The organism is Enterobacter cloacae complex sp. IR53030 (genome assembly GCF_049238365.1).
GTDB classification, from domain to species: Bacteria; Pseudomonadota; Gammaproteobacteria; order Enterobacterales; family Enterobacteriaceae; genus Enterobacter; species Enterobacter kobei.
Window position 1 is genome coordinate 85,259 of the sequence record NZ_JBMKHA010000019.1, and the last position, 25,240, is coordinate 110,498.

Sequence of the window (25,240 nt, forward strand, 5' to 3'; positions counted from 1 at the left end):
GTTTTTTATTGTCTGAAGAAAAACACAAATCTACTTTTTGCCCAGCAACGCCTGAAGGTCGTTTTTTAGCGACGACATTTGGTTAGCATACTTCTCTTTATGTTCGGCATCCTCAATCAACTGCACGATGGTTTCCGACAGCGTTTTACCACGCCGTTGCGCCAGCCCAGCCAGACGCTGCCAGACCACGAACTCCAGATCGATTGATTTTTTACGCGTGTGCTGATGCTCAGCATTAAAATGCCGTTTGCGTCGCGCGCGGATCGTTTGCTTCATCCGGTTTAACAACGCGGGATTGATGTGTTTCTCAATCCAGCCGTTAACCTGTACCGGTTCATTCTCGAGGGTCAGCAAAATATCCACGGCTTCTTGTGCAGCGCTGGCTTCGATGTAGCAGGTGATCAGCTCCCCTTCACGGTGCTTTTTGACCAGGTACTTCCATTTCCAGCCGCTTTCGAGATTTTCCAGTTGTTGATATTTCATTGCGATCTCAGTGTTACCACGTAACTCTGTTCAGAATATCAGTTTTTTGGCAATCTGCTGAAAAGAAATCATATCCTGTGAGTCAATGCAGCCATTCCCGCTGTCGAAATACCCAATCCTGCTTGGGTAGATCCCCCCGCTTACGGTATACTCCACGCTTTTACATCTGACTAAAAAACATCAACTTTGACGATTACGAAACTTGCATGGCGTGACCTTGTTCCGGATACCGAGAGCTATCAGGACCTGTTTTCACAGCCCGAACTCGCAACAGAACATCCATTCATCCTTAGCGATACGCAACCCCGTTTGCATTATGCGCTGGAGCAGGCGTTAAGCCCATGGGCGACATCGCCCTTCATGCTGCTGAAAGCCCCCGAAGAGGCGGAATATCTGACGCTTCTCGGGGACGCTATGCGCCAGTTGCGCCCGGAAGCGAACGCGGTCTTTGGCGGCCAGTATCGTATCGCGGGAGATAAGATCGCCTTCGAACCGGCGGACCAGGCCGATGACCGTTTTGCAGCGAAAGGTGAAGTCATTACCGCTAACTGGGTCGAGGCTGAACAACTCTTTGGCTGTCTGCGTCAGTTCAACGGTGAGCTTTCACTGCAACCGGGTCTGGTACATCGCGCAAACGGCGGCGTGCTGATCATCTCTCTGCGCACCCTGCTCTCGCAGCCGCTGCTGTGGATGCGCCTGAAAACGATTGTGACCGAGCAACGCTTTGACTGGGTCGGTTACGATGAGTCTCGCCCTCTGCCGGTCTCCGTGCCGTCAATGCCGCTGTCGCTGACCGTCGTGCTGACGGGCGATCGTGAATCGCTGGCTGACTTCCAGGAAATGGAGCCGGAACTGGCTGAGCTGGCGGTTTACAGCGAATACGAAGACAACATCCAGGTAGCCGATGCTGATGACATGGCGCAATGGTGTCAGTGGGTGCTGGCCGTTGCGGAACGCTTTGCATTGCCAATGCCTGCCGCTGACGCGTGGCCGGGTTTGATCCGCGAAGCGGTTCGTTATACCGGTGACCAGGAAACCCTGCCGCTCAGTCCACTCTGGATAGGCAAGCAGCTGCGTGAAGTGGGTGTGATCAGCGGTAAAGGTGCGTTTACTGGCGAACAGCTCACGCAGATGCTGGCGCAGCGTGAGTGGCGCGAAGGCTATCTTGCTGACCGTATGCAGGATGAAATTCTGCTGGAACAAATTCTGGTCGAGACCGAAGGTGAACGCGTCGGCCAGATTAACGCCCTGTCCGTGATTGAATTCCCTGGCCACCCGCGCGCGTTCGGGGAACCCTCACGCATCAGTTGTGTTGTGCATGTTGGCGATGGCGAGTTCACCGATATTGAACGCAAAGCCGAGCTGGGCGGCAACATTCACGCCAAAGGCATGATGATCATGCAGGCGTTTTTGATGTCTGAGCTGCAGCTTGAGCAGCAAATCCCCTTCTCCGCCTCGCTGACGTTTGAACAATCCTATAGCGAAGTGGATGGCGATAGCGCCTCTATGGCGGAGCTCTGCGCCTTGATCAGCGCCCTGGCAGACGTGCCGATCAACCAGAACCTCGCGATCACCGGTTCGGTCGATCAGTTCGGTCGTGCTCAGCCTGTTGGCGGTCTGAACGAAAAAATTGAAGGCTTCTTCTCTATCTGTCAGCAGCGTGGTTTAAACGGCAAACAGGGTGTGATTATTCCAGCACCCAATTTACGCCATTTAAGCCTTAGCCAGGCTATTCTGGACGCGGTTGAGCAGGAACAATTCGCCATCTGGGCCATCGAAGGGATTGAGGATGCACTACCCTTACTGACAAACCTGGTATGGGATGGCGAGGGGCAGACGACCCTGATGCAGACCATCCAGGAGCGAATTGCTCAGGCGACACAGCAGGATGCTCGCCACCGTTATCCATGGCCGTTACGCTGGCTGGGCTGGTTTAATTCAAACTGATCGGACTTGTTCAGCGTACACGTGTTAGCTATCCTGCGTCCTTCACTAAAATAAGGCTTACTGAGAACATGGTAGATAAACGCGAATCCTATACAAAAGAAGATCTTCTTGCCTCTGGTCGCGGTGAACTGTTTGGCGCGAAAGGCCCACAGTTACCAGCCCCGAACATGCTGATGATGGACCGTGTCGTGAAAATGACCGAAACCGGCGGCAACTTCGATAAGGGTTACGTAGAAGCAGAACTCGATATCAACCCGGACCTGTGGTTCTTCGGTTGCCACTTCATTGGCGATCCGGTAATGCCTGGCTGCCTGGGCCTGGATGCCATGTGGCAGCTGGTTGGCTTCTATCTGGGCTGGCTGGGTGGTGAAGGCAAAGGCCGCGCACTGGGCGTGGGCGAAGTGAAATTCACCGGCCAGGTTCTGCCTACAGCGAAGAAAGTGACCTATCGTATTCACTTCAAGCGCATTGTTAACCGTCGCCTGATTATGGGCCTGGCGGATGGCGAAGTGCTGGTAGATGGTCGTCTGATCTATACCGCGAACGACCTGAAAGTTGGCCTGTTCCAGGACACTTCCGCATTCTGATTTTGCGTTAAGCCCTCCCTGAAAGGCGAAACCTCCGCAGTGCGGAGGTTTCTTTCTTTAAAGAGACGTTATCAGGCAATGAGTGCCCTGTCGCCGATGGCTTCTCGCCAGCCTCCAAGCCATTGTGACCTTTGATTTATCGTCTGATAAGGACACATTTCTTTAGAACGTCCAGCGATGCCGGCCTGATAACCACGTTGATGAGCCCGTTCCAGGCGATCTCGTTTCTGTCTCTTCATGCCTCGTTTCCCTCATTCTTTTGTCTGGTGGAAAGAAAACAGTGTCTGCACTAAATGTACAGGCACAGATAACGAATACCCCGAATTCATTGCAGCGTCAATGTTCAAAATTCATACGGGTGTCATATTTGTGAGCTAGCCAGAAGATCATTTGTACAAAAAGTGTGACCCGGCACAAGTAACAACCTGAAGCCAAAACGAAAAAAAAACCGCAATCAGCGACAGGCCAATTGCGGTTTTTGATGATGAATTTTACTTATGGCAGCCGGGAAATCTCCCTGGCGATACTGGCTGACTCCTGCGCCCAACCCTGAGCAAGGACTTTCACCATTTCATCATAGCCATCTTTCTGCTGCTTCAGTTCCAGATGGAAAGGACGTTTAATCAGCTGTCCCTGATGATTCAGCAGCCACTCTCCGCTGATGATAACGGCACCGTCATACCGACCATGGAAGCCCGTTACCGTGACGTTCAGCGTATCCTGATCGCTACCCAGTGGCTGGGAAGCGACAACCCAGCCCGGAAGCTGGCTGCTCAGATTTGCCACCAGCGTATTGCGCAACTGCTGATCCAGCGGGCTGGCCCACAGATTATTGTTGGCGATGGTGTACTGTACTTCGCTGGTCTGGTAGACCACCCCGTTGCCGGCCAGGTAGTCCGGCACGGCAACTTGCTCAACCCACAGCAGACGGTTGCCTTGCGAAGCGGTACTCTGGGTACCTGCCTGCGCCATCAGCGGTAGCTGATAGTAGCTTTTCGTTTCACTTCCTGAGCTACAGGCCGTGAGTACCATCGCTCCTACAATCGCTAGCCATTTTTTCATTGTTTCGCCCTCTTCGGCTCAGGATCCTTTTTATCTTTCGCTTCAAACACCAGCGCGTTGCTCTTCTCGTTGAGCGTTTTCAGAACCGGCTGCAGTTCGCGCAAGACCTGATCAAGACGCTGCATATCTGCCACCATCTTGTTGTACGCCGCCGAGCCTGGCTGGAAGCCCTGCATACTGCGGTTCAGCTCACGCAGCGTTTTCTGCATATCCTGCGGCAACTGCTGCATGCTCTGGCTTGCAGTGAGCTTATTGATGTTATCCAGCGTGGTTTGCAGGCGTTGCATCGTCGCCTGGCTCTGATGTAACGAACCTGTCGCGGCTTCAATCATTGGGTTCAGCGGCAGATTGTTAATCTTATCCAGCGTTTCCATCAGACGCTGCTGGATCTGAGCCAGTCCGCTGCTCACGGTTGGGATGATTTTATAGCCACCGAATTCACGAATGCCGGTAATCGGCGGTGCTTTCTGATAGAAATCCATATCCACATACAGCGCGCCGGTCACCAGGTTGCCGGTCTTCAACGACCCGCGCAGACCACGTTCCATCAGTTGAGAGATATGCGTGGCAATATCCTGGTTCTCGCCAATCTGGTTGATCAGACGTTCTGGTTCGATACGAATCAGCACCGGAATGCGGTAATCATCATCCAGGACCTGCTGCAGACCAGGCACAAAGAACGGTACTTGCCCAACCGTACCGAGACGAATGCCGCGGAACTCAACCGGCGCTCCCGGCTGCAGGCCACGAACGGAGTCTTTAAAGAACATCAGGAAGTCAACGTGATCGGTGTAGAGCGCATCCTGAATGCTTTTTTGATCGTCAAACAGGCGGAAAGCGGTGTTCTCCGCAACCGGCTGCCCCAGATCCAGACCTTCCGGCACGTCAAAACTTACGCCACCGCCAAACAGCGTTGTCAGGGAGCCCATTTCGACACGCATGCCTGCCGAGGTCAGATCGACCGCGATGCCGCTGTCTTTCCAGAAACGGACATTGCTGGTGACCAGACGATCGTTAGGTGCATTGATGAACAGCTGATAGCTGATGGATCTTTTTTGTGGGTCAAACGTGCTTTTCTCAACCGAACCCACGCGATAACCGCGGAACAACACCGGATCGCCCGCCGTGAGCTGACCCGCTTTTTTACTGTCTAAAATCACGCGGATACCTTTTGCATCCGGCGGAGCTAGCGGCGGTGAATCCAGAAGCTGATATTGCCCCGGCTGGTTACCTTTTGTACCCGGCTGGAGTTCAATATAGGCACCTGACAGCAACGTTCCTAAGCCGCTGATCCCTTCACGCCCCACCTGCGGTTTAACCACCCAGAAAACAGAATCGCCATGCAGCAGTTTTTCCATGCCGGCATTCAGGCGCGCCTTGATCTCCACATGGGTTAAATCGTCGGTCAGGGTTGCACTTTCCACCACGCCCACATCCACGCTGCGGCTTTTGATGGTCGTTTTACCGCCCTCAATCCCCTCGGCATTGGTGGTAATCAGCGTCACTTCCGGTCCCTGATGGCTGTAATGATAAAACAGGATCCAGGCACCGATCAGCGCCGTCACGATGGGGAAAATCCACACCGGCGACCAGTTTTTGACCTTCTGCACTTTCGCCTCTCCACTCTTATTTTCCATGCTCTTACTCTTCCTCATGGCTTGATTCAGGCTCACGATCCCACGATAAACGAGGGTCGAAGGTCATGGCCGCAAACATGGTCATAATCACGACCAGCGCAAACATTAAAGCCCCCATCGCGGGATAAATACTCATCAAACCGCCCATCCGCACCAGCGCAGAGAGAACGGCAATCACAAACACGTCGATCATTGACCAGCGACCAACAAACTCGACCACCTCATAAATCAGATGCATGCGTTCGCTGTCGCGCTTTCCGTGACCTTTTGCATCCCAACAGAGCCAGGCAATGGCGATCATTTTTAAGGTGGGTACCATAATACTGGCGATGAAAATCACGCCGGCGACCGGATAGGATCCTTCGCCCCAGAGCAGGATCACCCCCGCGAGGATCGTCGAGGGCATTTTGTCGCCGAGCAGGTCGGTGATCATAATCGGCAGAATATTGGCGGGCAGATACAGCATGACGGATGTCACCAGCAGCGCCATTGTCCACTGCAGGCTGTTCTTGCGACGGACGTGGCCTTTCGTTTCGCAGCGCGGACACACGTCGAGATCGGCGGGCAGCACGGCGGTACAGCACGGACAGGAACGCAGCCCCTGGCGGATACCCGGCACACCGACCTTCACCGTCTGTGCAAGCGTCGGTGCCGGGGCGATATCGTCCCACGCCCAGCGCCTGTCCACGCACTGGAAGGCGCGCAGCTGCAGGATGCAATACAGGCACCAGGGCACAAAGCTACTGCCAATCCCGACATCGCCATACGCCATCAGCTTCACGAAACTAACCAGTATCCCGGCCAGAAAGATCTCGGCCATCCCCCAGCTTTTGAGCTGGAAAAGGACACGCGCGAGCCGGATTTTCAGTGATGTCGGCATCCTGACGCGGTTGACCAGCAGAAGAATGACCACCAGGCAAAACGCCGGGACTATCTGGACAAATAGCAGAAAAAAGGTGCCGAGGCTGGCGTAATCTTCCGAGAACATCACGCCCGGGATTTCAAGCAGATCCACCTGGCTTGTCATCCCCCCCACCTTCATATAGATGAAGGGGAAGAGATTGGAGAGCAGCAGCATAAATAATGCCGCCAGTGCGTAAGCAGTGGGACGCTGCCTTGGCGCGTCCCACTCGGTCGTCAGCGTTGCGCCGCAACGTGGACACAGGGCTTTATGTCCGTGACCCAGCTCTGGCAACGCCACGAGCATATCGCATTGCGAGCATAATATATGCCTGTCGGCATGGTGCTGGTCACACATATGTTATCCCTGTTTATGCGCCGTTCTTCAGAGACTCAAGGTACTCCCAGCGCTCAAATGCTTCTTCCAGGGCTTTTTCAGCCGCGGACAGTTCAGCCAATACTTTCTGAGTATAGTCATGCGACTGGGTAAAGAATGAGGCATCAGCAACCTGTGCCTGAAGATCTTCAAGCGCCGCCTCCAGCTCTTCCAGACGCTGAGGAAGCCCCTCCAGTTCGCGCTGCAGGTTATAGCTTAGTTTAGCCGAGCTTTTCTTGACTGTTTCTGCTTTTGTTACAGCAGGTTCAGCACTTGTTTTGGACTTTGACTGTTTTTGCGCCAGAGACTGTGACTGCTGCCCTTTTGCATCGTGGTACCCGCCCACATACTGTCCAATTCGCCCTTCCCCTTCGAAGATCCAGCACTCGGTCACGGTATTATCAACGAACTGACGATCGTGGCTGACTAGCATCACGGTTCCCTGGTACCCGTCGATCAGCTCTTCCAGCAATTCCAGCGTTTCGACATCCAGATCGTTCGTCGGTTCATCGAGGATCAGCAGGTTGCTTGGCTTCAGGAACAGACGTGCCAGCAACAGGCGGTTACGTTCCCCGCCGGACAGGGCGCGAACCGGCGTCATCGCACGTTTCGGATGGAACAGGAAGTCCTGCAGGTAGCCCAGCACATGGCGCGGCTTACCGTTTACCATGACCTCCTGCTTACCTTCAGCGAGGTTATCCATTACCGTGCGGTCCGGATCCAGCTCCGCGCGGTGCTGGTCGAAGTAGGCCACTTCAAGTTTGGTGCCGCAGTGAATACGGCCGCTGTCAGCCTGCAACTGGCTCAGCATCAGCTTCAGTAATGTAGTTTTGCCGCAGCCGTTGGGGCCAATCAGCGCAATTTTGTCGCCGCGCTGGACCTGAGCAGAGAAATCTTTTACCAGCACTTTGCCGTCAACCTGATAGTTAACGTTTTCCATTTCGAAGACAATCTTGCCGGAGCGGGATGCCTCTTCAACCTGCATTTTGGCGCTGCCCATCACTTCGCGGCGTTCGCTGCGCTCGCGGCGCATCGCTTTCAGGGCACGCACACGGCCTTCGTTACGGGTGCGGCGGGCTTTGATGCCCTGGCGGATCCAGACCTCTTCCTGCGCCAGTTTGCGGTCAAACTCAGCATTCTGCAGCTCTTCCACGCGCAGGTTTTCTTCTTTCTCCAGCAGATAGGTATCGTAATCGCCAGGATAAGTGACCAGCTTACCGCGGTCGAGATCGACAATACGGGTCGCCATATTGCGAATAAACGAACGGTCGTGCGAGATAAAGATGATGGTGCCGCTGAAGGTTTTCAGGAACCCTTCCAGCCAGTCAATGGCTTCGATATCCAGGTGGTTCGTCGGTTCGTCCAGCAGCAGCACTTTCGGCCCGCTGACCAGCGCGCGGCCCAGGGCCGCTTTACGCAGCCAGCCGCCGGAGAGCGAAGACAGCTCCATATCCGCTTCCAGACCAAGCTGTGCCAGCACTTCATTAATGCGGTTTTCAAGCTGCCACAGGCCGTGGTGATCGAGCATCTCCTGCACTTTTGCGAGCTCATTGAGATTCTTGTCGCTCGGGTCGGTCATGACCAGATGCGAAATCTCGTGATAGCGCTTCAGGTATTCCGCCTGCTCAGAGATCCCCTCCGCCACGAAGTCGTACACGCTGCCGGTGACATGGCGCGGCGGGTCCTGCTGGAGGCGGGAGACAATCAGATCCTGCTCGTACACGATGCGGCCGTCATCCAGCCCCTGCTCGCGGTTGAGGATTTTCATCAGCGTGGATTTACCCGCGCCGTTACGGCCAACCAGACAGACGCGTTCGTTATCTTCGATATGCAGCTCTGCATTATCGAGAAGCGGTGAGTCACTGAAAGAGAGCCACGCGCCGTGCATACTAATTAAAGACATTTATTATTCCTTTCAGACCGCGGTAATCAACCAGCAGTTATGAATTTGACGGTTACGGGCGAAGTCCTGAGACAGCGTTTTTTGGCTAATTTCTTGTGCTTTCAGTCCCAGGGCTGCTAAACCGTCGTGATCCATACGGAAGCCGCGTTTGTTGTTCGAGAACATAATGGTGCCGCCTTTACGCAACAGGCGCTTCAGGTCGGTCATCAGGCGCAGGTGGTCGCGTTGAACGTCAAAGCTATCCTCCATGCGCTTAGAGTTGGAGAAGGTCGGCGGATCGATAAAGATCAGGTCGAACTGTTCATCGGTATCACGCAGCCAGCCCAGCACGTCGGCCTGCATCAGGCGATGCTGGCGCCCGGTTAAACCGTTCAGACGCAGGTTACGCTCGGCCCACTCCAGGTAGGTACGCGACATATCCACGGTAGTGGTGCTGCGCGCGCCGCCGAGGCCGGCATGCACACTCGCGCTACCGGTATAGGAGAACAGGTTGAGGAAATCTTTCCCCTTGCTCATCTGGCCGAGCATACGGCGGGCGATACGGTGGTCAAGGAACAGACCGGTATCGAGATAGTCGGTCAGGTTAACCCACAGGCGGGCGTTATATTCGCCCACTTCAATGTAGTCACCCTTCTCGCCCATCTTCTGGTACTGGTTTTTGCCCTTCTGACGCTCGCGGGTTTTCAGCACCAGCTTGTTCGGCGCAATCCCCAGCACGGCAATGGTGGCCGCAATCACGTCCAGCATACGCTGGCGCGCTTTTTGTGCATCAATGGTTTTTGGCGGAGCATATTCCTGAATGACGACCCAGTCGGCGTAGCGATCAACCGCCACGTTGTACTCCGGCAGGTCGGCATCGTACAGGCGGTAACATTCAATCCCTTCCTGCTTCGCCCACTTCTCGAATTTCTTCAGATTCTTGCGCAGACGGTTGGCGTAATCTTCCGCCACGCCGGTTGGCTTACTGTCCGCCGCTTTTTCTGCCAGATGGTAGTTTTTCTGCACACAGTCCAGCGGACCGTTTTTCGCTTTAAACTGGCGATCGGCGCGCAGTTGCAGACAGCTCAACAGCTCCGGCGACGCGCTGAACAGAGACAGATTCCAGCCGCCAAAATAGTCTTTCATATTGCGGCCCAGCAGGCTGTGCAGGGCGATCAGCGCCGGTTCGCTGTCCAGACGCTCACCGTATGGCGGGTTACTGATGACGGTACCGTACGGGCCTTTCGGCAGCGGGTTGGTCAGGTTCGCAACATCTTTCACGTCGAAGGTGACCAGCTCACCGATACCCGCTCGACGGGCGTTGCTTCGCGCACGTTCAATCACGCGCGGGTCGCTGTCCGAACCATAGAAATGCGAGGTGTACTCTGCCAGGCCTTTACGCGCACGGCTCTGCGCGTCATCTTTGACCTCTTTCCAGAGGGCTTCATCATGCTGCGCCCAGCCTTTAAAGCCCCAGTGACCGCGGTGCAGCCCTGGCGCACGGTCGGTAGCCAGCATTGCGGCTTCAATCAGCAGCGTACCGGAACCACACATCGGATCGAGCAGCGGTGTGCCCGGCTGCCAGCCGGAGCGCATCACAATGGCTGCGGCAAGGGTTTCTTTGATCGGCGCCATCCCGGTGCGATCGCGATAGCCACGTAAATGCAGACCCGCGCCGCTCAGATCGAGAGAAATGCTCGCCGTGTCGCCGTTCAGCCAGACGTTGATACGCAGGTCCGGATTTTCGCGATCGACATTAGGGCGTTCCTTATTCTTGCGGGTGAAGCAGTCCACAATGGCGTCTTTCACGCGCAGCGCACCGTACTGACTGTTGCGGATCTCATCGTTCACGCCGTTGAAATGCACCGCAAAGGTGGCATTTGGGGTGAAGATCTCTGTCCAGTCGATCATCTGTACGCCGGTATAGAGGTCAAGGTCGCTATAGACCTTGCACTCCTTCATCGGCAGCATGATGCGCGACGCCAGACGGCTCCACATCAGGCTCTGGTAAATAAGCCGCGTGTCGCCCTCAAAATGGACACCACCCTGAACTACCTGGCACTCTTGCGCACCCAGGGCTTCCAGTTCAGTTTTTAACAGCTCTTCCAGCCCACGGGCCGTACTGGCAAACAGAGAATTCATATCGTCACTTTTACTCTTAGAAAATTGTCGCGCATTATAGCTAATATGGCGTGTATGTCATAAAGTTGAAGGCTTATTTTCATTTGCGGGAGTATGCAGTGGCGACGTTATCCAGGCTTTTTATTCATCCGGTGAAATCCATGCGCGGCATTGGCGTTTCTCACGCACTGGCAGACATGAGCGGATTTGCCTTCGATCGTATTTTTATGGTCACCGAGCCTGACGGTACGTTCATCACCGCGCGCCAGTTCCCGCAGATGGTTCGCTTTACCCCTTCCCCCCTTCATGACGGATTGCATTTGACCGCGCCGGACGGTTCCAGCACGGTGATTCGTTTTGCTGATTTTGCGCCCGTCGACGCGCCAACGGAAGTCTGGGGTAACCATTTTACCGCGCGCATCGCCCCGGAAGAGATTAACCGCTGGCTAAGCGGTTTCTTCTCCCGCGACGTGCAGCTGCGCTGGGTGGGGCCTGAACTGACGCGCCGCGTGAAGCGCCACGATGCCGTTCCGCTCTCCTTCGCCGACGGCTTCCCGTTCCTGCTGACCAACGAGGCGTCGCTGCGTGATTTACAAAACCGCTGTAAGGCCAGCGTGCAGATGGAGCAGTTCCGTCCGAACCTGGTGGTAACCGGTGCCGATGCGTGGGAAGAAGACACCTGGAAAACGATCCGCATTGGTAGCGTCATCTTTGATGTCGTCAAGCCGTGCAGCCGCTGTATCTTTACCACCGTGAGTCCGGAAAAAGGGCAAAAGCACCCCTCTGGCGAACCGCTGAAAACGCTGCAATCGTTCCGCACCGCCCAGGATAACGGCGATGTCGATTTCGGCCAGAACCTGATCCCCCGCTCCAGCGGTGTGATCCGCGTGGGCGATGAGGTCGAAATCCTCGCCCGCGGACCTGCGAAAGTGTACGGCGCCGGTCAGGAAGAAGAAAGCGTTGAAGTTGAGACGAACGTCGCCTCTGCCGTGGATATTCACTGGCAGGGCAAAATTATTCGTGGCAACAATCAGCAGGTGCTGCTGGAGCAACTGGAACAGGCCGGTATTCGCGTACCGTATTCTTGTCGTGCGGGAATCTGCGGATGCTGTCGCATCAAGCTGGTAGAGGGAGAAGTGACTGCGCTGAAGAAATCGGCAGTGGGAAACGACGGCACAATTCTGTGCTGTAGCTGCGTACCGAAAACATCCGTACAGCTGGAAGCTTAAACCGCCTGTTCGAGGCTGAAGGAATCGACACGCACCTGTGGCTTCAGCCTGTCATTCATGACTTTGATCGCATCCCCTAACTGCATTACGCGCCCGGCAATCGTCACGCCGGGTTGCGCCAGCAGACAAAGCGCAGCATTTTCGCCCGGCTCCACCACTAACAAACTCACCTCTTCGGCGGTATCGCTCAGATTGACGCTGGCCGCATCACCCGTTGCTGGCGTCCAGTTCATGTCGTGCGGCAGGAAATGCCAGCTTTTCGGCATTTGCGGTTTCAGGAAACGAATCGCCACCAGCGCATTTAATACCAGCTCGGCACGCTGCTCTTTAGAGAGCACCAGATCGCGACATTTTTCTTCAAAGGAGAAATAAAGTGCAGCATCGTCAACGCAAAAGCCCGAGGGTGAAAACGCGTCCGGGGTTAACATTCGGCGGGCAAAACGAGAACGAAACAACATGCCATTGGCTAAATCGAGCATCATACGATCGTGCTCGTCGCAAAAATACCAGCGCCAGTTATCGTCAGGTTTAATTCGCATGTTTCTCTCCCGTCCCCAAACGTCCTGTACTAAAAATGTCCTGATTGTCGCTTCGTTTATAACACCATTAATAAAAGACCAGAATGTCTAAATAAGCAACAGTGACGGAATATAAAACAACCAGGGCTGGAAATAAAGCCCTGGTTGTCTGATTAAGAGAAAAGATTAGATATGGGTAACGATTTCTTTAATCAGCGGCGGTCCTTTAAAAATAAAGCCGGAATAGATTTGCACCAGCGATGCCCCTGCCGCCATCTTCTCGCGCGCAGCAATCACCGAGTCGATACCGCCGACACCAATAATCGGCAAACGCCCTTTTAATTCTGCAGACAGAGCACGAATAATTTCGGTGCTTTTTAATTGTACCGGACGGCCACTTAACCCACCCGCTTCGTCACAGTTTTTCATTCCCTGAACGAGGGAGCGATCGAGCGTCGTATTGGTCGCAATAACACCATCAATATTATGGCGAACTAAACTGTCGGCAACCTGGATCAATTCTTCAGGCGAAAGATCCGGTGCGATCTTCACCGCGACCGGAACATATTTATGGTGGATCGCCTGCAGTTCATTTTGTTTATTTTTAATGGCGCTGAGAAGATCGTCCAGCGCTTCGCCATATTGTAAAGAACGCAGGCCCGGGGTATTCGGCGATGAAATATTCACCGCGATGTAACCGGCATAGGCGTAGACTTTTTCCATACAAATCAGATAGTCATCTTTACCTTGTTCAACCGGCGTGTCTTTATTTTTACCGATATTAATGCCCAGCACCCCATCGAAATGGGCTTTTTTCACGTTCTCGACCAGGTGATCAACGCCGAGATTATTAAAGCCCATGCGGTTGATTAGCCCTTCGGCTTCCACCAGGCGGAACAAACGCGGCTTATCATTTCCCGGCTGTGGACGCGGGGTAACGGTACCGATTTCGATGGAGCCAAAGCCCATTGCGCCCAGGGCATCAATGCACTCGCCGTTTTTGTCCAGACCGGCCGCCAGACCCAGCGGGTTTTTAAAGGTCAGACCCATGCACTGCACAGGTTTTTCCGGCACATTCTGGCGCACCAGAGCCGCCAGAGGCGTTCCGGTAATGCGACGTAATTGCTGGAATGTCAATTCATGAGCGCGCTCAGGATCGAGCTGGAAAAGGGCTTTACGAACGAAGGGGTAGTACATGAACTCTCCTGGATTCCCGGTGTGCAAACCGGGAGGGGATTATGGGCGATCCCGCTGCGAAAAGGAATTGACCTGCGGCAAAAAAATCATCGTAAAACGCAAACGTTTACCTCCCGGTCTCTTTCTTATGCACTTTTTCGCATTTTAATTGCAGATAAATCATTTAGTGGAATAACCGCGCGGTGTCACACTCCTGAAAATTGTTATGAATGTTAGATAAAAGCAAACAATTGGTTATAAGGAGGAAGTATGCGCGTCATTACCCTGGCCGGAAGTCCACGATTCCCTTCGCGTTCCAGCGCCCTGCTGGAATATGCCCGTGAAAAGCTCAATGCGCTGGATGTGGAAGTGTGCCACTGGAATCTGCATAACTTCGAACCCGAAGATTTGCTGTACGCCCGTTTCGACAGCCCTGCGCTGAAAACCCTCACAGAGCAACTGAAAGAGGCAGACGGTTTAATCGTGGCGACACCGATCTATAAAGCCTCTTTTTCTGGCGCACTGAAAACCCTGCTCGATCTACTGCCGGAGCGCGCGCTGGACGGCAAAGTGGTGCTGCCGCTGGCAACGGGCGGAACGGTTGCCCATTTACTGGCGGTGGATTATGCCCTGAAACCGGTCCTGAATGCCCTGAAAGCACAAGAGATTCTCCATGGGGTTTTCGCGGACGATTCGCAGGTCATTGATTATCAACACAAGCCGCACTTTACGCCGAATCTGCAAACGCGCCTCGATGCTGCGCTGGAAACCTTCTGGCACGCGCTGCATCGCCGGGATATCCAGGCACCTGCGTTTGGCCAGCCTCAAGGAGTCGCACATGTTTAAAACCTTAACCCGCCTCGGGCTGGCTGGCCTGATGGCCTTGACCGGGCTGGCTCAGGCCGCAGAAACAGCGCCGGACAGTTTACGCATTGGCTATCAGAAAGGCAGCGTCAGTATGGTGCTGGCAAAAAGTCACCAGCTTCTGGAAAAACGCTTCCCGGACACCAAATTTGCCTGGATCGAGTTTCCTGCCGGTCCTCAAATGCTGGAAGCCTTAAACGTAGGCAGTATCGATCTTGGTAGCACAGGCGATATTCCGCCGATATTCGCCCAGGCTGCTGGGGCGGACCTCGTTTATGTCGGCGTTGAACCGCCTAAACCGAAGGCCGAAGTCATTCTGGTGCCTGAAAACAGCGAGATTAAAAGCGTTGCCGACCTAAAAGGTCATAAGGTCGCTTTTCAGAAAGGCTCCAGTTCACACAACCTGCTGCTGCGCGCTTTACAGGAGGCCGGGCTGAAATTCACGGACATTCAGCCCGTTTACCTGACTCCAGCCGACGCTCGTGCCGCGTTCCAGCAGAAGAATGTTGATGCCTGGGCTATCTGGGATCCGTACTACTCCGCAGCATTACTGCAAGGAGGCGTGCGTGTGCTGAAGGATGGCACGACGCTGAAGCAGACCGGCTCGTTCTACCTTGCCGCGCGTCCTTACGCGGAAAAGAATGGCGCATTTATTCAGAGCGTACTGGATACCTTTACGCAGGCCGACACGCTGACCCAAAGCCAGCGTCAGGAAAGTATTGCGCTGCTGGCGAAAACCATGGGCTTACCTGAACCGGTGATTGCGAGCTACCTCAACCACCGTCCGCCGACCACCATTTCACCCGTGGATGCGCACGTCGCCGCGCTACAGCAACAAACCGCTGACCTCTTCTATCAAAACCGCCTGGTGCCAAAACAGGTCGATATTCGCGAACGCATCTGGCAACCCGCAGGCAAAGAAGGAGCTAAATCATGAGTCTGAATCTTTTCTGGTTTTTACCCACCCACGGAGATGGCCACTATCTTGGCACTGAAGAGGGTTCCCGCCCGGTTGACCATGGCTACCTGCAGCAGATTGCACAGGCGGCGGACCGCATCGGTTTCACCGGCGTGCTGATCCCAACCGGGCGCTCATGTGAAGATGCCTGGCTGGTCGCCGCGTCGATGATCCCGGTCACCCAGCGTCTGAAGTTCCTGGTTGCGTTACGTCCAGGCGTGGTTTCCCCCACCGTGGCAGCGCGTCAGGCGGCAACGCTGGACAGACTCTCCAACGGTCGTGCCCTGTTTAACCTGGTGACGGGCAGCGATCCGCAGGAACTGGCAGGCGATGGCGTGTTCCTCGACCACACCGAGCGCTATGAGGCTTCTGCCGAGTTCACCCGCGTCTGGCGGCGCCTGCTTGAAGGTGAAACCGTCACCTTCGAAGGCAAGCATATCCACGTTCGTGACGCGAAACTCTATTTTCCGCCGGTACAACAGCCACGCCCGCCGCTCTATTTCGGCGGGTCGTCGGATGTAGCCCAGGATCTGGCTGCCGAGCAGGTCGATCTGTATCTGACCTGGGGCGAACCGCCTGAGCTGGTGAAAGAGAAAATTGCCCAGGTGCGCGCTAAAGCGGCCGCCCATGGCCGCAAGGTGCGCTTCGGTATTCGTCTGCACGTGATTGTTCGCGAAACCACTGAAGAGGCCTGGCGGGCGGCAGACCGTCTGATATCCCATCTGGACGATGAGACCATCGCAAAGGCGCAGGCCGCGTTTGCCAAAACCGACTCCGTCGGACAGCACCGAATGGCATCCCTGCACAACGGCAAGCGCGAGAAGCTGGAGATCAGCCCGAACCTGTGGGCAGGCGTTGGCCTGGTGCGCGGCGGTGCGGGCACGGCGCTGGTCGGGGACGGCCCGACCATGGCAGCGCGGATTAATGAATACGCGGACCTCGGTATCGACAGCTTTATTATCTCCGGTTATCCGCACCTGGAGGAGGCCTACAAAGTGGGCGAGCTGTTATTCCCGCATCTGGATGTGGCCATCCCGGAAATACCGCAGCCACAGCAGCTTCAGCTGCAGGGAGAAGCGGTGGCAAACGAATTTATCCCTCGAAAAGCCGCGCAAAGCTAAGGAGTGACCATGTCTGCCACCTCACAAAAATGGCTGCTGCGCGCCGCGCCGTGGTTTTTACCCGTCGGCATTGTGGCTCTCTGGCAGCTCGCATCATCCACCGGCTGGCTGTCGAGCCGTATTCTGCCCTCTCCTGAGGGCGTTGTAGAAGCGTTCTGGTCGCTGAGCGTCAGCGGTGAGCTGTGGCAGCATCTGGCGATCAGTTCCTGGCGCGCGGTGATTGGGTTTTCTATTGGCGGCAGCATCGGCCTGGTGCTGGGGTTGATCAGCGGTCTTTCCCGCTGGGGTGAGCGGCTGCTGGATACCTCCATTCAGATGTTGCGTAACGTGCCGCATCTGGCGCTGATCCCGCTGGTCATTCTGTGGTTTGGGATTGATGAGAGCGCGAAGATCTTCCTCGTGGCGCTGGGCACGCTGTTCCCGATTTACATTAATACCTGGCACGGCATCCGCAATATCGATCGCGGCCTGGTGGAGATGGCGCGAAGCTATGGCTTGTCGGGTTTTTCGCTCTTTCTACACGTGATCCTGCCGGGCGCCCTGCCCTCCATCATGGTCGGGGTGCGTTTTGCCCTCGGCCTGATGTGGCTGACGCTGATTGTCGCGGAAACCATTTCGGCTAACTCTGGCATCGGCTACCTGGCGATGAACGCCCGCGAGTTCCTGCAAACGGACGTCGTGGTGGTTGCCATTATCCTTTATGCCCTGCTCGGCAAACTGGCCGACGTCAGCGCCCAGTGGCTGGAACGCAGCTGGCTACGCTGGAACCCGGCGTATACCCTTCAGGAGGCGAAAGCATGAATACGGCACGACTGAATCAGGGGACACCGTTACTGCTAAACGGCGTGACCAAACGCTACGGCGAAAACACCATTCTTAACGCGCTGGATCTGCATATTCCCGCCGGGCAGTTTGTGGCCATTGTCGGGCGCAGCGGCGGCGGCAAGAGTACGCTGCTGCGCCTTCTGGCCGGACTGGAATCCCCCAACGGCGGCGACATTCTGGCAGGGACAACGCCGCTGGCCACTATTCAGGACGATACCCGCATGATGTTTCAGGATGCGCGACTGCTGCCCTGGAAGACGGTGATGGATAACGTCGGGCTGGGGCTCAAAGGACACTGGCGGGATGAAGCCCGTCAGGCGCTGGCCGCCGTCGGACTGGAAAACCGCGCCGGTGAATGGCCTGCTGCGCTGTCGGGTGGGCAGAAGCAGCGCGTGGCGCTGGCACGGGCGTTGATTCATCGTCCGGGCCTGCTGTTGCTTGATGAGCCGCTCGGCGCGCTCGACGCCTTAACGCGGATCGAAATGCAGGATCTGATTGAATCCCTGTGGCAGACGCATGGATTCACGGTTCTGCTGGTCACGCATGACGTCAGCGAAGCCGTGGCGATGGCCGACCGGGTGCTGTTAATAGAAGACGGAAAAATTGGTCTGGATCTGACGGTGGATCTTCCACGTCCTCGTCGTGTCGGTTCGGCAAGACTGGCGGAGCTGGAGGCAGAAGTGCTGGATCGGGTGATGAAGCGCGGGGGAACGGAGTTACAGCGAGTTAAGGCTAATGCCTGATGCCCTCACCCCGGCCCTCTCCCACAGGGAGAGGGAGAAAACACAAAAAACGGCAACCTGGGTTGCCGTTTTGCTTTTACCTGCCCACCGGGCTTTTTTACATCACGCTAAGGCTTTCGCGATCTTCTCGTACAAATCGCCGGACAGGTTTTCCAGCCCTTTCAGCTGTTCAAGCGCGGCACGCATTTTCGCCTGACGCTTCGCATCGTAGCGTTTCAGACGGATCAGCGGCTCAATCAGACGCGACGCCACCTGCGGGTTACGGCTGTTCAGTTCGGTCAGCATTTCTACCATGAACTGATAACCGCTGCCGTCCTCCGCGTGGAACGCGGCCGGGTTGCTGCTGGCAAACGCACCAATCAGGGAACGCACGCGGTTCGGGTTACTCATGGTGAACGAACGGTGCTTCAGCAGGCTGCGGACTTTGCTGAGCGCATCGGCCGCCGGGCTGGTCGCCTGCAGAATGAACCATTTGTCCATCACCAGACCATCCTGGTGCCACTTGTCGTCGTACTCCTGCATCAGCGCATCGCGGCACGGCAGTTCAGCGGCAACGCTCGCCGCCAGCGCGGCCAGCGCGTCGGTCATATTGTCCGCTTTATGATACTGCATGCTCACCAGCGTGTTCGCCAGCTCGGTTTCACCAAACGCCAGATAACGCAGGCAGGTGTTACGCAGAGAACGTTTACCAATGTCCGCGTGCTCAACGCGATAAGCATCAAGCTTATTGGCGTTATAGATGGCGAGGAATTCGTCCGCCAGTTCAGCAGCCAGCGTGCGGGTCAGCGCTTCACGCACGGCCACGATGGCAATCGGGTCAATGATGTCAAACAGCTCGGCAATTTCAGTTGCCGACGGCAGGGTCAGAATTTCAGCCGCCAGCGCCGGATCAATAGATTCATCCAGCAGGATCGCACGGAACGCGTCTGCTACATGCACCGGCAGCGTCAGCGGCTGGCCCTGCTGGTAACGGTTCACGTTCAGCTTGATGTAGGTCGCCAGCAGACTCTGCGCGGCATCCCAGCGGGAGAAATCGTTGCGGGCGTGACGCATCAGGAACGTCAGCTGCTGATCGCTCCACTTGTACTCCAGCTTCACCGGGGCTGAGAATTCGCACAGCAGCGCTGGCACCGGCTGGAAATAGACGTTATCGAAGATAAAGGTCTGCTCTGCCTGGGTTACGTTCAGTACGTGGTGTACCGGATGACCGCCCTTCTGCAGCGGGATCACTTTGCCTTCGTTGTCATACAGCTCAATGCTGAACGGGATGTGCAGCGGATGTTTTTCTTCCTGCTCGGCGGTTGGCGGCGTGCGCTGGCTGATGGTCAGGGTGTATTGCTCGGTTTCCGGGTTGTAGTCGTCTTTAACGGTGACAATCGGTGTCCCGGCCTGGCTGTACCAGCGGCGGAAGTGAGAGAGATCCACGTTAGAAGCATCTTCCATCGCCTGCACAAAATCGTCACAGGTCGCCGCGCTGCCGTCATGACGCTCAAAATAGAGTTGCATCCCTTTCTGGAAGTTCTCTTCGCCCAGCAGGGTGTGGATCATACGGATAATTTCAGCGCCCTTCTCATACACCGTCAGGGTGTAGAAGTTGTTCATCTCAATGACTTTATCCGGACGGATTGGGTGCGCCATTGGGCTGGCATCTTCCGCAAACTGCAGGCCGCGCATAGTGCGGACGTTGTTGATACGGTTTACCGCACGAGAGCCCAGATCGGAGCTGAACTCCTGATCGCGGAAGACGGTCAGTCCCTCTTTCAGGCTCAGCTGGAACCAGTCACGGCAGGTGACGCGGTTACCGGTCCAGTTATGGAAATACTCGTGGCCGATGACGCGTTCGATATCAAGGTAGTCTTTATCGGTAGCGGTGTCGGTACGTGCCAGTACGTATTTGGAGTTAAAGATGTTGAGACCTTTATTCTCCATCGCGCCCATGTTGAAGAAATCGACGGCGACGATCATATAGATGTCGAGGTCGTATTCGAGGCCGAAACGTTCTTCGTCCCACTTCATGGAGTTGATGAGCGAGGTCATCGCCCACGGTGCGCGGTCAAGGTTGCCACGGTCAACAAACAGCTCCAGCGCCACTTCACGCCCGGAGCGAGTTTTGAACGTATCGCGCAGCACATCAAAATCACCCGCCACCAGCGCAAAGAGGTAGCACGGTTTCGGGAACGGATCCTGCCACTGCACCCAGTGACGACCATTTTCCAGTTCGCCCTCACCGACGCGGTTACCGTTGGAGAGCAGGAACGGATAAAGCGTTTTATCGGCGATGATTTTCGTCGTGAAGCGCGCCAGGACGTCCGGGCGGTCCAGATACCAGGTGATATGGCGGAAACCTTCGGCTTCACACTGGGTACACAGAGCCACGCCTGACTGGTAAAGCCCTTCCAGCGCCGTGTTGGCTGAAGGGCTGATTTCATTCACGATGCGCAGCGTAAAGCGTTCCGGCAGGTTGTCGATGACCAGCTGGTTGCCTTCTTCTTTATAGTCTGACCAGGGTTCATCATTAATATGCAGGGAGACCAGCGTCAGGTCTTCGCCATCGAGACGCAGCGGCACGGCAGTCGCACTGTGGCGCGTCACCTGACTCACCGCCGTCACGACGGTTTTTGTGGCATCCAGGTCAAACGTCAGGTCGATATCGCTAATCAGGTATTCCGGCGCACGGTAGTCGTGGCGGTATTTGGCTTGTGGCTGTTGTGTCATAGAAAACCTTATGCATCGTTTGTCGAGTAACGTTTCAATATATTCCTGTTGCGCAAAACGCGCTATGCAGAATGTTCATCTTTTCAGGCAGAAACACCTTTTTCGCTACATTTGTATAACACGGGGCACAAAATGCCCTCGACCATAAAGTGTGCTTATGTTGTGATCGGGGTTCAATAAATCACTAAACAAGGTATACTCCGGAGTTGTTTATTGTACTAAACGCTCCCGTGAGAGGATGCTACAGCGCACCTATGACTCAATTCGCTTCTCCGGTTCTGCATACGTTGCTGGATACCGACGCGTATAAACTGCATATGCAGCAAGCCGTTTTCCACCATTACTATGACGTTCACGTCGCGGCAGAATTCCGCTGCCGTGGTGACGATTTGCTCGGTATCTACGCAGACTCCATTCGTGAACAGGTCGATGCGATGCAGCATCTGACGCTGCAGGACGATGAATACCAGTGGCTTTCTGGCCTGCCTTTCTTTAAAACCGATTACCTGAACTGGCTGCGTGATTTCCGCTATAAGCCGGAGCAGGTCACCGTGACCAACGAGAACGGCAAGCTGGATATTCGCCTTGAAGGTCCGTGGCGGGAAGTGATCATGTGGGAAGTGCCGCTGCTGGCAGTGATCAGCGAGTTGGCTCACCGCTACCGTTCGCCGGAAATGGGCGTCGCCCAGGCGGTCGCCTCGCTGGAAAATAAACTTGCAGCCTTCACCACGCTGACCGAAGGGCTGGATATGTCCCGCTTCCGCCTGATGGATTTCGGCACCCGTCGCCGTTTCTCTCGCGAGGTTCAGCAGGCCATCGTTAAACGTCTGCAGCAGGAGCCGTGGTTCGTGGGCACCAGTAACTACGACCTGGCGCGTCGCCTCAACCTGACGCCGATGGGTACCCAGGCGCACGAGTGGTTCCAGGCGCATCAGCAAATCAGCCCGGATCTGGCTAACAGCCAGCGCGCGGCCCTCGCCGCATGGCTTGAGGAGTACCCGGATCAACTCGGGATCGCCCTCACCGACTGCATTACGATGGATGCCTTCCTGCGTGACTTCGGTCCCGAGTTTGCTGAGCGTTATCAGGGGTTACGCCACGATTCCGGGGACCCGGTTGAATGGGGCGAGAAGGCGATAGCCCATTACCAAAAACTCGGCATTGACCCGATGAGCAAGGTGCTGGTTTTCTCCGATAATCTTGACCTGGCAAAAGCGGTTGAACTTTATCGCCATTTCAACACCCGAGTGAACCTGAGCTTCGGGATTGGTACCCGTTTGACCTGCGACATTCCTCAGGTAAAACCTCTGAATATTGTGATAAAGCTGGTGGAATGTAACGGCAAGCCGGTGGCGAAACTCTCCGACAGCCCGGGTAAAACCATCTGCCATGACAAAGCGTTTGTCCGCGCATTGCGCAAAGCCTTCGATCTCCCGCAGATCAAAAAAGCCAGTTAAGCGCTTACGGGAGCCTGAAGGGCTCCCTTCCCTTATTTATTTCTCAATTCTTCTCTTTTGACTGCGAAATTTACTTGTCTGATAGCGGATGGCAGGTAACATAGATATCCCCCCATAAGGGTGGACAAGTGTTTATTTTTTCCGACTATTAACAGAGAGAATATTATGAGCGTTGTGCCTGTAGCCGACGTACTCCAGGGCCGTGTCGCCGTTGACCAGGAAGTCACCGTGCGCGGATGGGTGCGTACCCGCCGAGATTCTAAAGCTGGCATCTCCTTCCTCGCCGTCTATGACGGTTCCTGCTTTGATCCTGTACAGGCCGTCATTAATAATTCTCTGCCCAATTACAATGATGACGTTCTGCACCTGACAACCGGCTGTTCCGTCATTGTGACCGGCGTGGTTGTGGCGTCTCCGGGTCAGGGCCAGAGTTTCGAAATTCAGGCCTCTGCGATTGAAGTGACCGGCTGGGTTGAAGATCCGGACACCTACCCGATGGCGGCAAAACGTCACAGCATCGAGTACCTGCGTGAAGTGGCGCACCTGCGTCCACGTACCAACCTGATCGGCGCGGTGGCACGCGTGCGCCATACGCTGGCTCAGGCGCTGCATCGCTTCTTCGATGAGCAGGGTTACTTCTGGGTGTCTACCCCACTGATCACCGCTTCCGATACGGAAGGTGCGGGTGAAATGTTCCGCGTCTCGACGCTGGACATGGAAAACCTGCCGCGCACGCCAGAAGGTAAAGTGGACTATGACAAAGACTTCTTTGGTAAAGAGGCCTTCCTGACGGTATCCGGTCAGCTCAACGGCGAAACCTACGCCTGTGCACTGTCTAAGATTTATACCTTCGGCCCAACCTTCCGTGCTGAAAACTCCAACACCAGCCGCCACCTGGCGGAATTCTGGATGCTGGAGCCGGAAGTGGCGTTTGCTAACCTCGACGATGTCGCCGGTCTGGCAGAAGCGATGCTGAAGTACGTCTTCAAAGCGGTGCTGGAAGAGCGTCCGGACGATATGAAGTTCTTCGCTGAGCGCGTAGACAGCGATGCGGTCGCCCGTCTGGAACGTTTTGTCTCTGCCGACTTTGCGCAGGTGGACTATACCGACGCGGTTGCGATCCTCGAGAAATGCGGTGAGAAGTTCGAGAACCCGGTTTACTGGGGCGTTGACCTGGCGTCTGAGCACGAACGCTATCTGGCCGAGAAACATTTCAAAGCGCCGGTTGTCGTTAAAAACTACCCGAAAGACATCAAGGCCTTCTATATGCGCCTTAACGAAGACGGTAAAACCGTCGCAGCGATGGACGTCCTGGCGCCTGGCATCGGTGAAATCATCGGTGGTTCTCAGCGTGAAGAACGTCTGGATGTGCTGGACGCGCGCATGGAAGAGATGGGTCTCAATCCTGCGGACTATAGCTGGTATCGCGATCTTCGTCGTTACGGCACCGTTCCGCATTCAGGTTTCGGCCTGGGCTTCGAGCGTCTGATCGCCTACGTTACCGGTGTTCAGAACGTGCGTGATGTGATTCCGTTCCCGCGTACGCCACGTAACGCCAGCTTCTAAGAGCAAAAAACAGACCATGGCCAGCATTTGCTGGCCATTATTTTATTCTGCACTGTCAGTTTTCGTCAGTGCAAAGTCAGTGTTTTTAAAGCACCACCCCGTCACAACCACTACCTGTTACGTTTTGTTTCCGAGAAACATCTAGCCACAAAAAATAAACCCTATTCTTATTGCGATTATTACACCCTCAAGCAATAGCACAATTTTCAACCACTTTTTCAGCCATCCAGAAGTCTTTTTTCGGTCATAAGAAAAAACGAATCGTTTAACATCTGTTTATAGGAATTGCCTTTATCCAAATTAATCATAAGGAATTCATATATATAGGAAACATTCTGCTGTTTAATTCGCCAGGGCGTTCTGAAATTTGAGATGGTTCACAAAGTTCCGAAAAATACACATTTAGTTACACATATTTTCTTTTTGTAACTCAATCTTGAGAATTGTAGCACTTTCAGGCTAGCGAAACGCTTCGGTGAATGGAAAGATGCCTGTCAGATACATAAAGACACCTAACTCTCATCAATAGTTCCGGAAATATTTATTGACAGAATTTATTGACGGCAGTGGCGAGTGTCATAAAAAAACCAATGAGGGTAATAAATAATGATGAAGCGCAATATTCTGGCAGTGGTAATCCCTGCCCTGCTGGTAGCCGGTGCAGCTAACGCTGCAGAAATCTATAACAAGAACGGCAACAAACTGGACTTCTACGGGAAAGTTAACGCCGAGCACGATTTCGTGACCTCTGGTGATAACACTAACAACAACGACGCAACTTACGCGCAGATCGGTTTCAAAGGCGAAACTCAGATCAACGACCAACTGACCGGTTACGGCCAGTGGGAATACCGCTTCATGGCCAATGATGCGGAAAACACTGCACAGAAAAACAAAAACCGTCTGGCCTTTGCCGGTCTGAAAGCGGGTGACGCTGGCAGCATCGACTACGGTCGTAACTACGGTATCGTTTACGACGTTGAGTCATACACCGATATGGCACCTGTGTAGAGACATTAAAGTTGTATCCTTTAACCTGAAAAAGACTTTAAAGTTGTAAAGTTTTAAAAAAA

Annotated in this window: 20 protein-coding genes and 1 pseudogene; 11 read left to right on the forward strand and 10 right to left on the reverse strand. The window is 54.8% G+C overall.

Annotation, left to right across the window (positions count from 1 at the left end; genetic code table 11):
- Positions 1-30: 30 nt before the first annotated feature.
- The gene (gene matP, locus ACOTXR_RS18450) at positions 31-483 is read right to left on the reverse strand and encodes a macrodomain Ter protein MatP (RefSeq protein ID WP_023332611.1); all 453 of its coding nucleotides are present in this window, start codon (positions 481-483) and stop codon (positions 31-33) included.
- Between the two features lie 186 nt (positions 484-669).
- On the opposite strand from matP, the gene ACOTXR_RS18455 reads away from it, so the two are divergent.
- Together ACOTXR_RS18455 and fabA are read left to right on the forward strand one after the other, a co-directional pair.
- Positions 670-2,430 carry an AAA family ATPase gene (locus ACOTXR_RS18455; RefSeq protein WP_222834810.1) on the forward strand — a complete coding sequence of 587 codons (1,761 nt, stop codon included), beginning with the start codon at positions 670-672 and terminating at the stop codon, positions 2,428-2,430.
- A gap of 68 nt (positions 2,431-2,498) precedes the next feature.
- On the forward strand, positions 2,499-3,017 hold the full coding sequence (gene fabA, locus ACOTXR_RS18460; RefSeq protein WP_000227926.1) for a bifunctional 3-hydroxydecanoyl-ACP dehydratase/trans-2-decenoyl-ACP isomerase: 519 nt from the start codon (positions 2,499-2,501) through the stop codon (positions 3,015-3,017).
- A gap of 71 nt (positions 3,018-3,088) precedes the next feature.
- Here fabA and rmf read toward each other — a convergent pair whose 3' ends face one another.
- The 6 genes from rmf to rlmKL form a co-directional block, all read right to left on the reverse strand.
- Positions 3,089-3,256, reverse strand: coding sequence for a ribosome modulation factor (gene rmf / locus ACOTXR_RS18465; RefSeq protein WP_013097261.1), 168 nt, complete (start codon positions 3,254-3,256; stop codon positions 3,089-3,091).
- Between the two features lie 256 nt (positions 3,257-3,512).
- Entirely contained in the window at positions 3,513-4,079 is a 567-nt protein-coding gene (pqiC, locus tag ACOTXR_RS18470) for a membrane integrity-associated transporter subunit PqiC (protein WP_058690678.1), read from the reverse strand.
- Positions 4,076-5,716: an intermembrane transport protein PqiB gene (gene pqiB, locus ACOTXR_RS18475; RefSeq protein WP_014883248.1), complete on the reverse strand. Its 1,641-nt coding sequence runs from the start codon at positions 5,714-5,716 to the stop codon at positions 4,076-4,078. Before pqiB ends, pqiC begins: the two co-directional genes overlap by 4 nt.
- Positions 5,717-5,720: 4 nt before the next feature.
- The gene (pqiA, locus tag ACOTXR_RS18480; RefSeq protein ID WP_032637056.1) at positions 5,721-6,974 is read right to left on the reverse strand and encodes a membrane integrity-associated transporter subunit PqiA; all 1,254 of its coding nucleotides are present in this window, start codon (positions 6,972-6,974) and stop codon (positions 5,721-5,723) included.
- 13 nt (positions 6,975-6,987) lie between these two features.
- On the reverse strand, positions 6,988-8,895 hold the full coding sequence (locus ACOTXR_RS18485; RefSeq protein WP_058690677.1) for an ABC transporter ATP-binding protein: 1,908 nt from the start codon (positions 8,893-8,895) through the stop codon (positions 6,988-6,990).
- Positions 8,896-8,907: 12 nt separating this feature from the next.
- The gene (gene rlmKL / locus ACOTXR_RS18490) at positions 8,908-11,016 is read right to left on the reverse strand and encodes a bifunctional 23S rRNA (guanine(2069)-N(7))-methyltransferase RlmK/23S rRNA (guanine(2445)-N(2))-methyltransferase RlmL (RefSeq protein ID WP_023332608.1); all 2,109 of its coding nucleotides are present in this window, start codon (positions 11,014-11,016) and stop codon (positions 8,908-8,910) included.
- Between the two features lie 98 nt (positions 11,017-11,114).
- Between rlmKL and ACOTXR_RS18495 the strand changes: the two genes are divergently transcribed.
- Positions 11,115-12,224, forward strand: coding sequence for a YcbX family protein (locus ACOTXR_RS18495; protein ID WP_014883244.1), 1,110 nt, complete (start codon positions 11,115-11,117; stop codon positions 12,222-12,224).
- Here the strand turns inward: ACOTXR_RS18495 and zapC are convergent.
- Both zapC and pyrD read right to left on the reverse strand, forming a co-directional pair.
- On the reverse strand, positions 12,221-12,763 hold the full coding sequence (gene zapC / locus ACOTXR_RS18500) for a cell division protein ZapC (RefSeq protein WP_014883243.1): 543 nt from the start codon (positions 12,761-12,763) through the stop codon (positions 12,221-12,223). The two genes, ACOTXR_RS18495 and zapC, sit on opposite strands and share 4 nt — an antisense overlap.
- 165 nt (positions 12,764-12,928) lie before the next feature.
- Entirely contained in the window at positions 12,929-13,939 is a 1,011-nt protein-coding gene (gene pyrD / locus ACOTXR_RS18505; RefSeq protein ID WP_014883242.1) for a quinone-dependent dihydroorotate dehydrogenase, read from the reverse strand.
- A 249-nt stretch (positions 13,940-14,188) separates the two neighbouring features.
- Between pyrD and ssuE the strand changes: the two genes are divergently transcribed.
- The 5 genes from ssuE to ssuB are packed head-to-tail and all read left to right on the forward strand — an operon-like array spanning position 14,189 to position 18,429.
- The gene (ssuE, locus tag ACOTXR_RS18510) at positions 14,189-14,764 is read left to right on the forward strand and encodes an NADPH-dependent FMN reductase (RefSeq protein WP_014883241.1); all 576 of its coding nucleotides are present in this window, start codon (positions 14,189-14,191) and stop codon (positions 14,762-14,764) included.
- Complete coding sequence (locus tag ACOTXR_RS18515; protein ID WP_058690676.1) at positions 14,757-15,719, forward strand: sulfonate ABC transporter substrate-binding protein; 963 nt, start codon at positions 14,757-14,759, stop codon at positions 15,717-15,719. The genes ssuE and ACOTXR_RS18515 overlap by 8 nt, the downstream gene beginning before the upstream one ends.
- Positions 15,716-16,861: an FMNH2-dependent alkanesulfonate monooxygenase gene (gene ssuD / locus ACOTXR_RS18520; protein WP_421767065.1), complete on the forward strand. Its 1,146-nt coding sequence runs from the start codon at positions 15,716-15,718 to the stop codon at positions 16,859-16,861. The genes ACOTXR_RS18515 and ssuD overlap by 4 nt, the downstream gene beginning before the upstream one ends.
- Before the next feature lie 9 nt (positions 16,862-16,870).
- Positions 16,871-17,662: an aliphatic sulfonate ABC transporter permease SsuC gene (gene ssuC, locus ACOTXR_RS18525; protein ID WP_014883238.1), complete on the forward strand. Its 792-nt coding sequence runs from the start codon at positions 16,871-16,873 to the stop codon at positions 17,660-17,662.
- Positions 17,659-18,429, forward strand: a complete 771-nt coding sequence (gene ssuB, locus ACOTXR_RS18530; protein WP_058690674.1) for an aliphatic sulfonates ABC transporter ATP-binding protein — start codon at positions 17,659-17,661, stop codon at positions 18,427-18,429. The genes ssuC and ssuB overlap by 4 nt, the downstream gene beginning before the upstream one ends.
- Positions 18,430-18,531: 102 nt before the next feature.
- On the opposite strand, the gene pepN is transcribed toward ssuB, so the two are convergent.
- On the reverse strand, positions 18,532-21,144 hold the full coding sequence (gene pepN / locus ACOTXR_RS18535; RefSeq protein WP_023332604.1) for an aminopeptidase N: 2,613 nt from the start codon (positions 21,142-21,144) through the stop codon (positions 18,532-18,534).
- A 254-nt stretch (positions 21,145-21,398) separates the two neighbouring features.
- Here pepN and pncB point away from each other — a divergent pair, with 254 nt between their 5' ends.
- From pncB to ACOTXR_RS18550, 3 genes and pseudogenes are all read left to right on the forward strand, one after another.
- Positions 21,399-22,601 (forward strand): nicotinate phosphoribosyltransferase, encoded by a 1,203-nt coding sequence (pncB, locus tag ACOTXR_RS18540; protein ID WP_047343765.1) that lies wholly within the window; start codon positions 21,399-21,401, stop codon positions 22,599-22,601.
- Positions 22,602-22,766: 165 nt separating this feature from the next.
- Entirely contained in the window at positions 22,767-24,167 is a 1,401-nt protein-coding gene (asnS, locus tag ACOTXR_RS18545) for an asparagine--tRNA ligase (RefSeq protein WP_014883234.1), read from the forward strand.
- 606 nt (positions 24,168-24,773) lie between these two features.
- Positions 24,774-25,172, forward strand: a pseudogene (locus ACOTXR_RS18550) (porin); the annotation flags it as partial.
- Positions 25,173-25,240 lie beyond the last annotated feature (68 nt).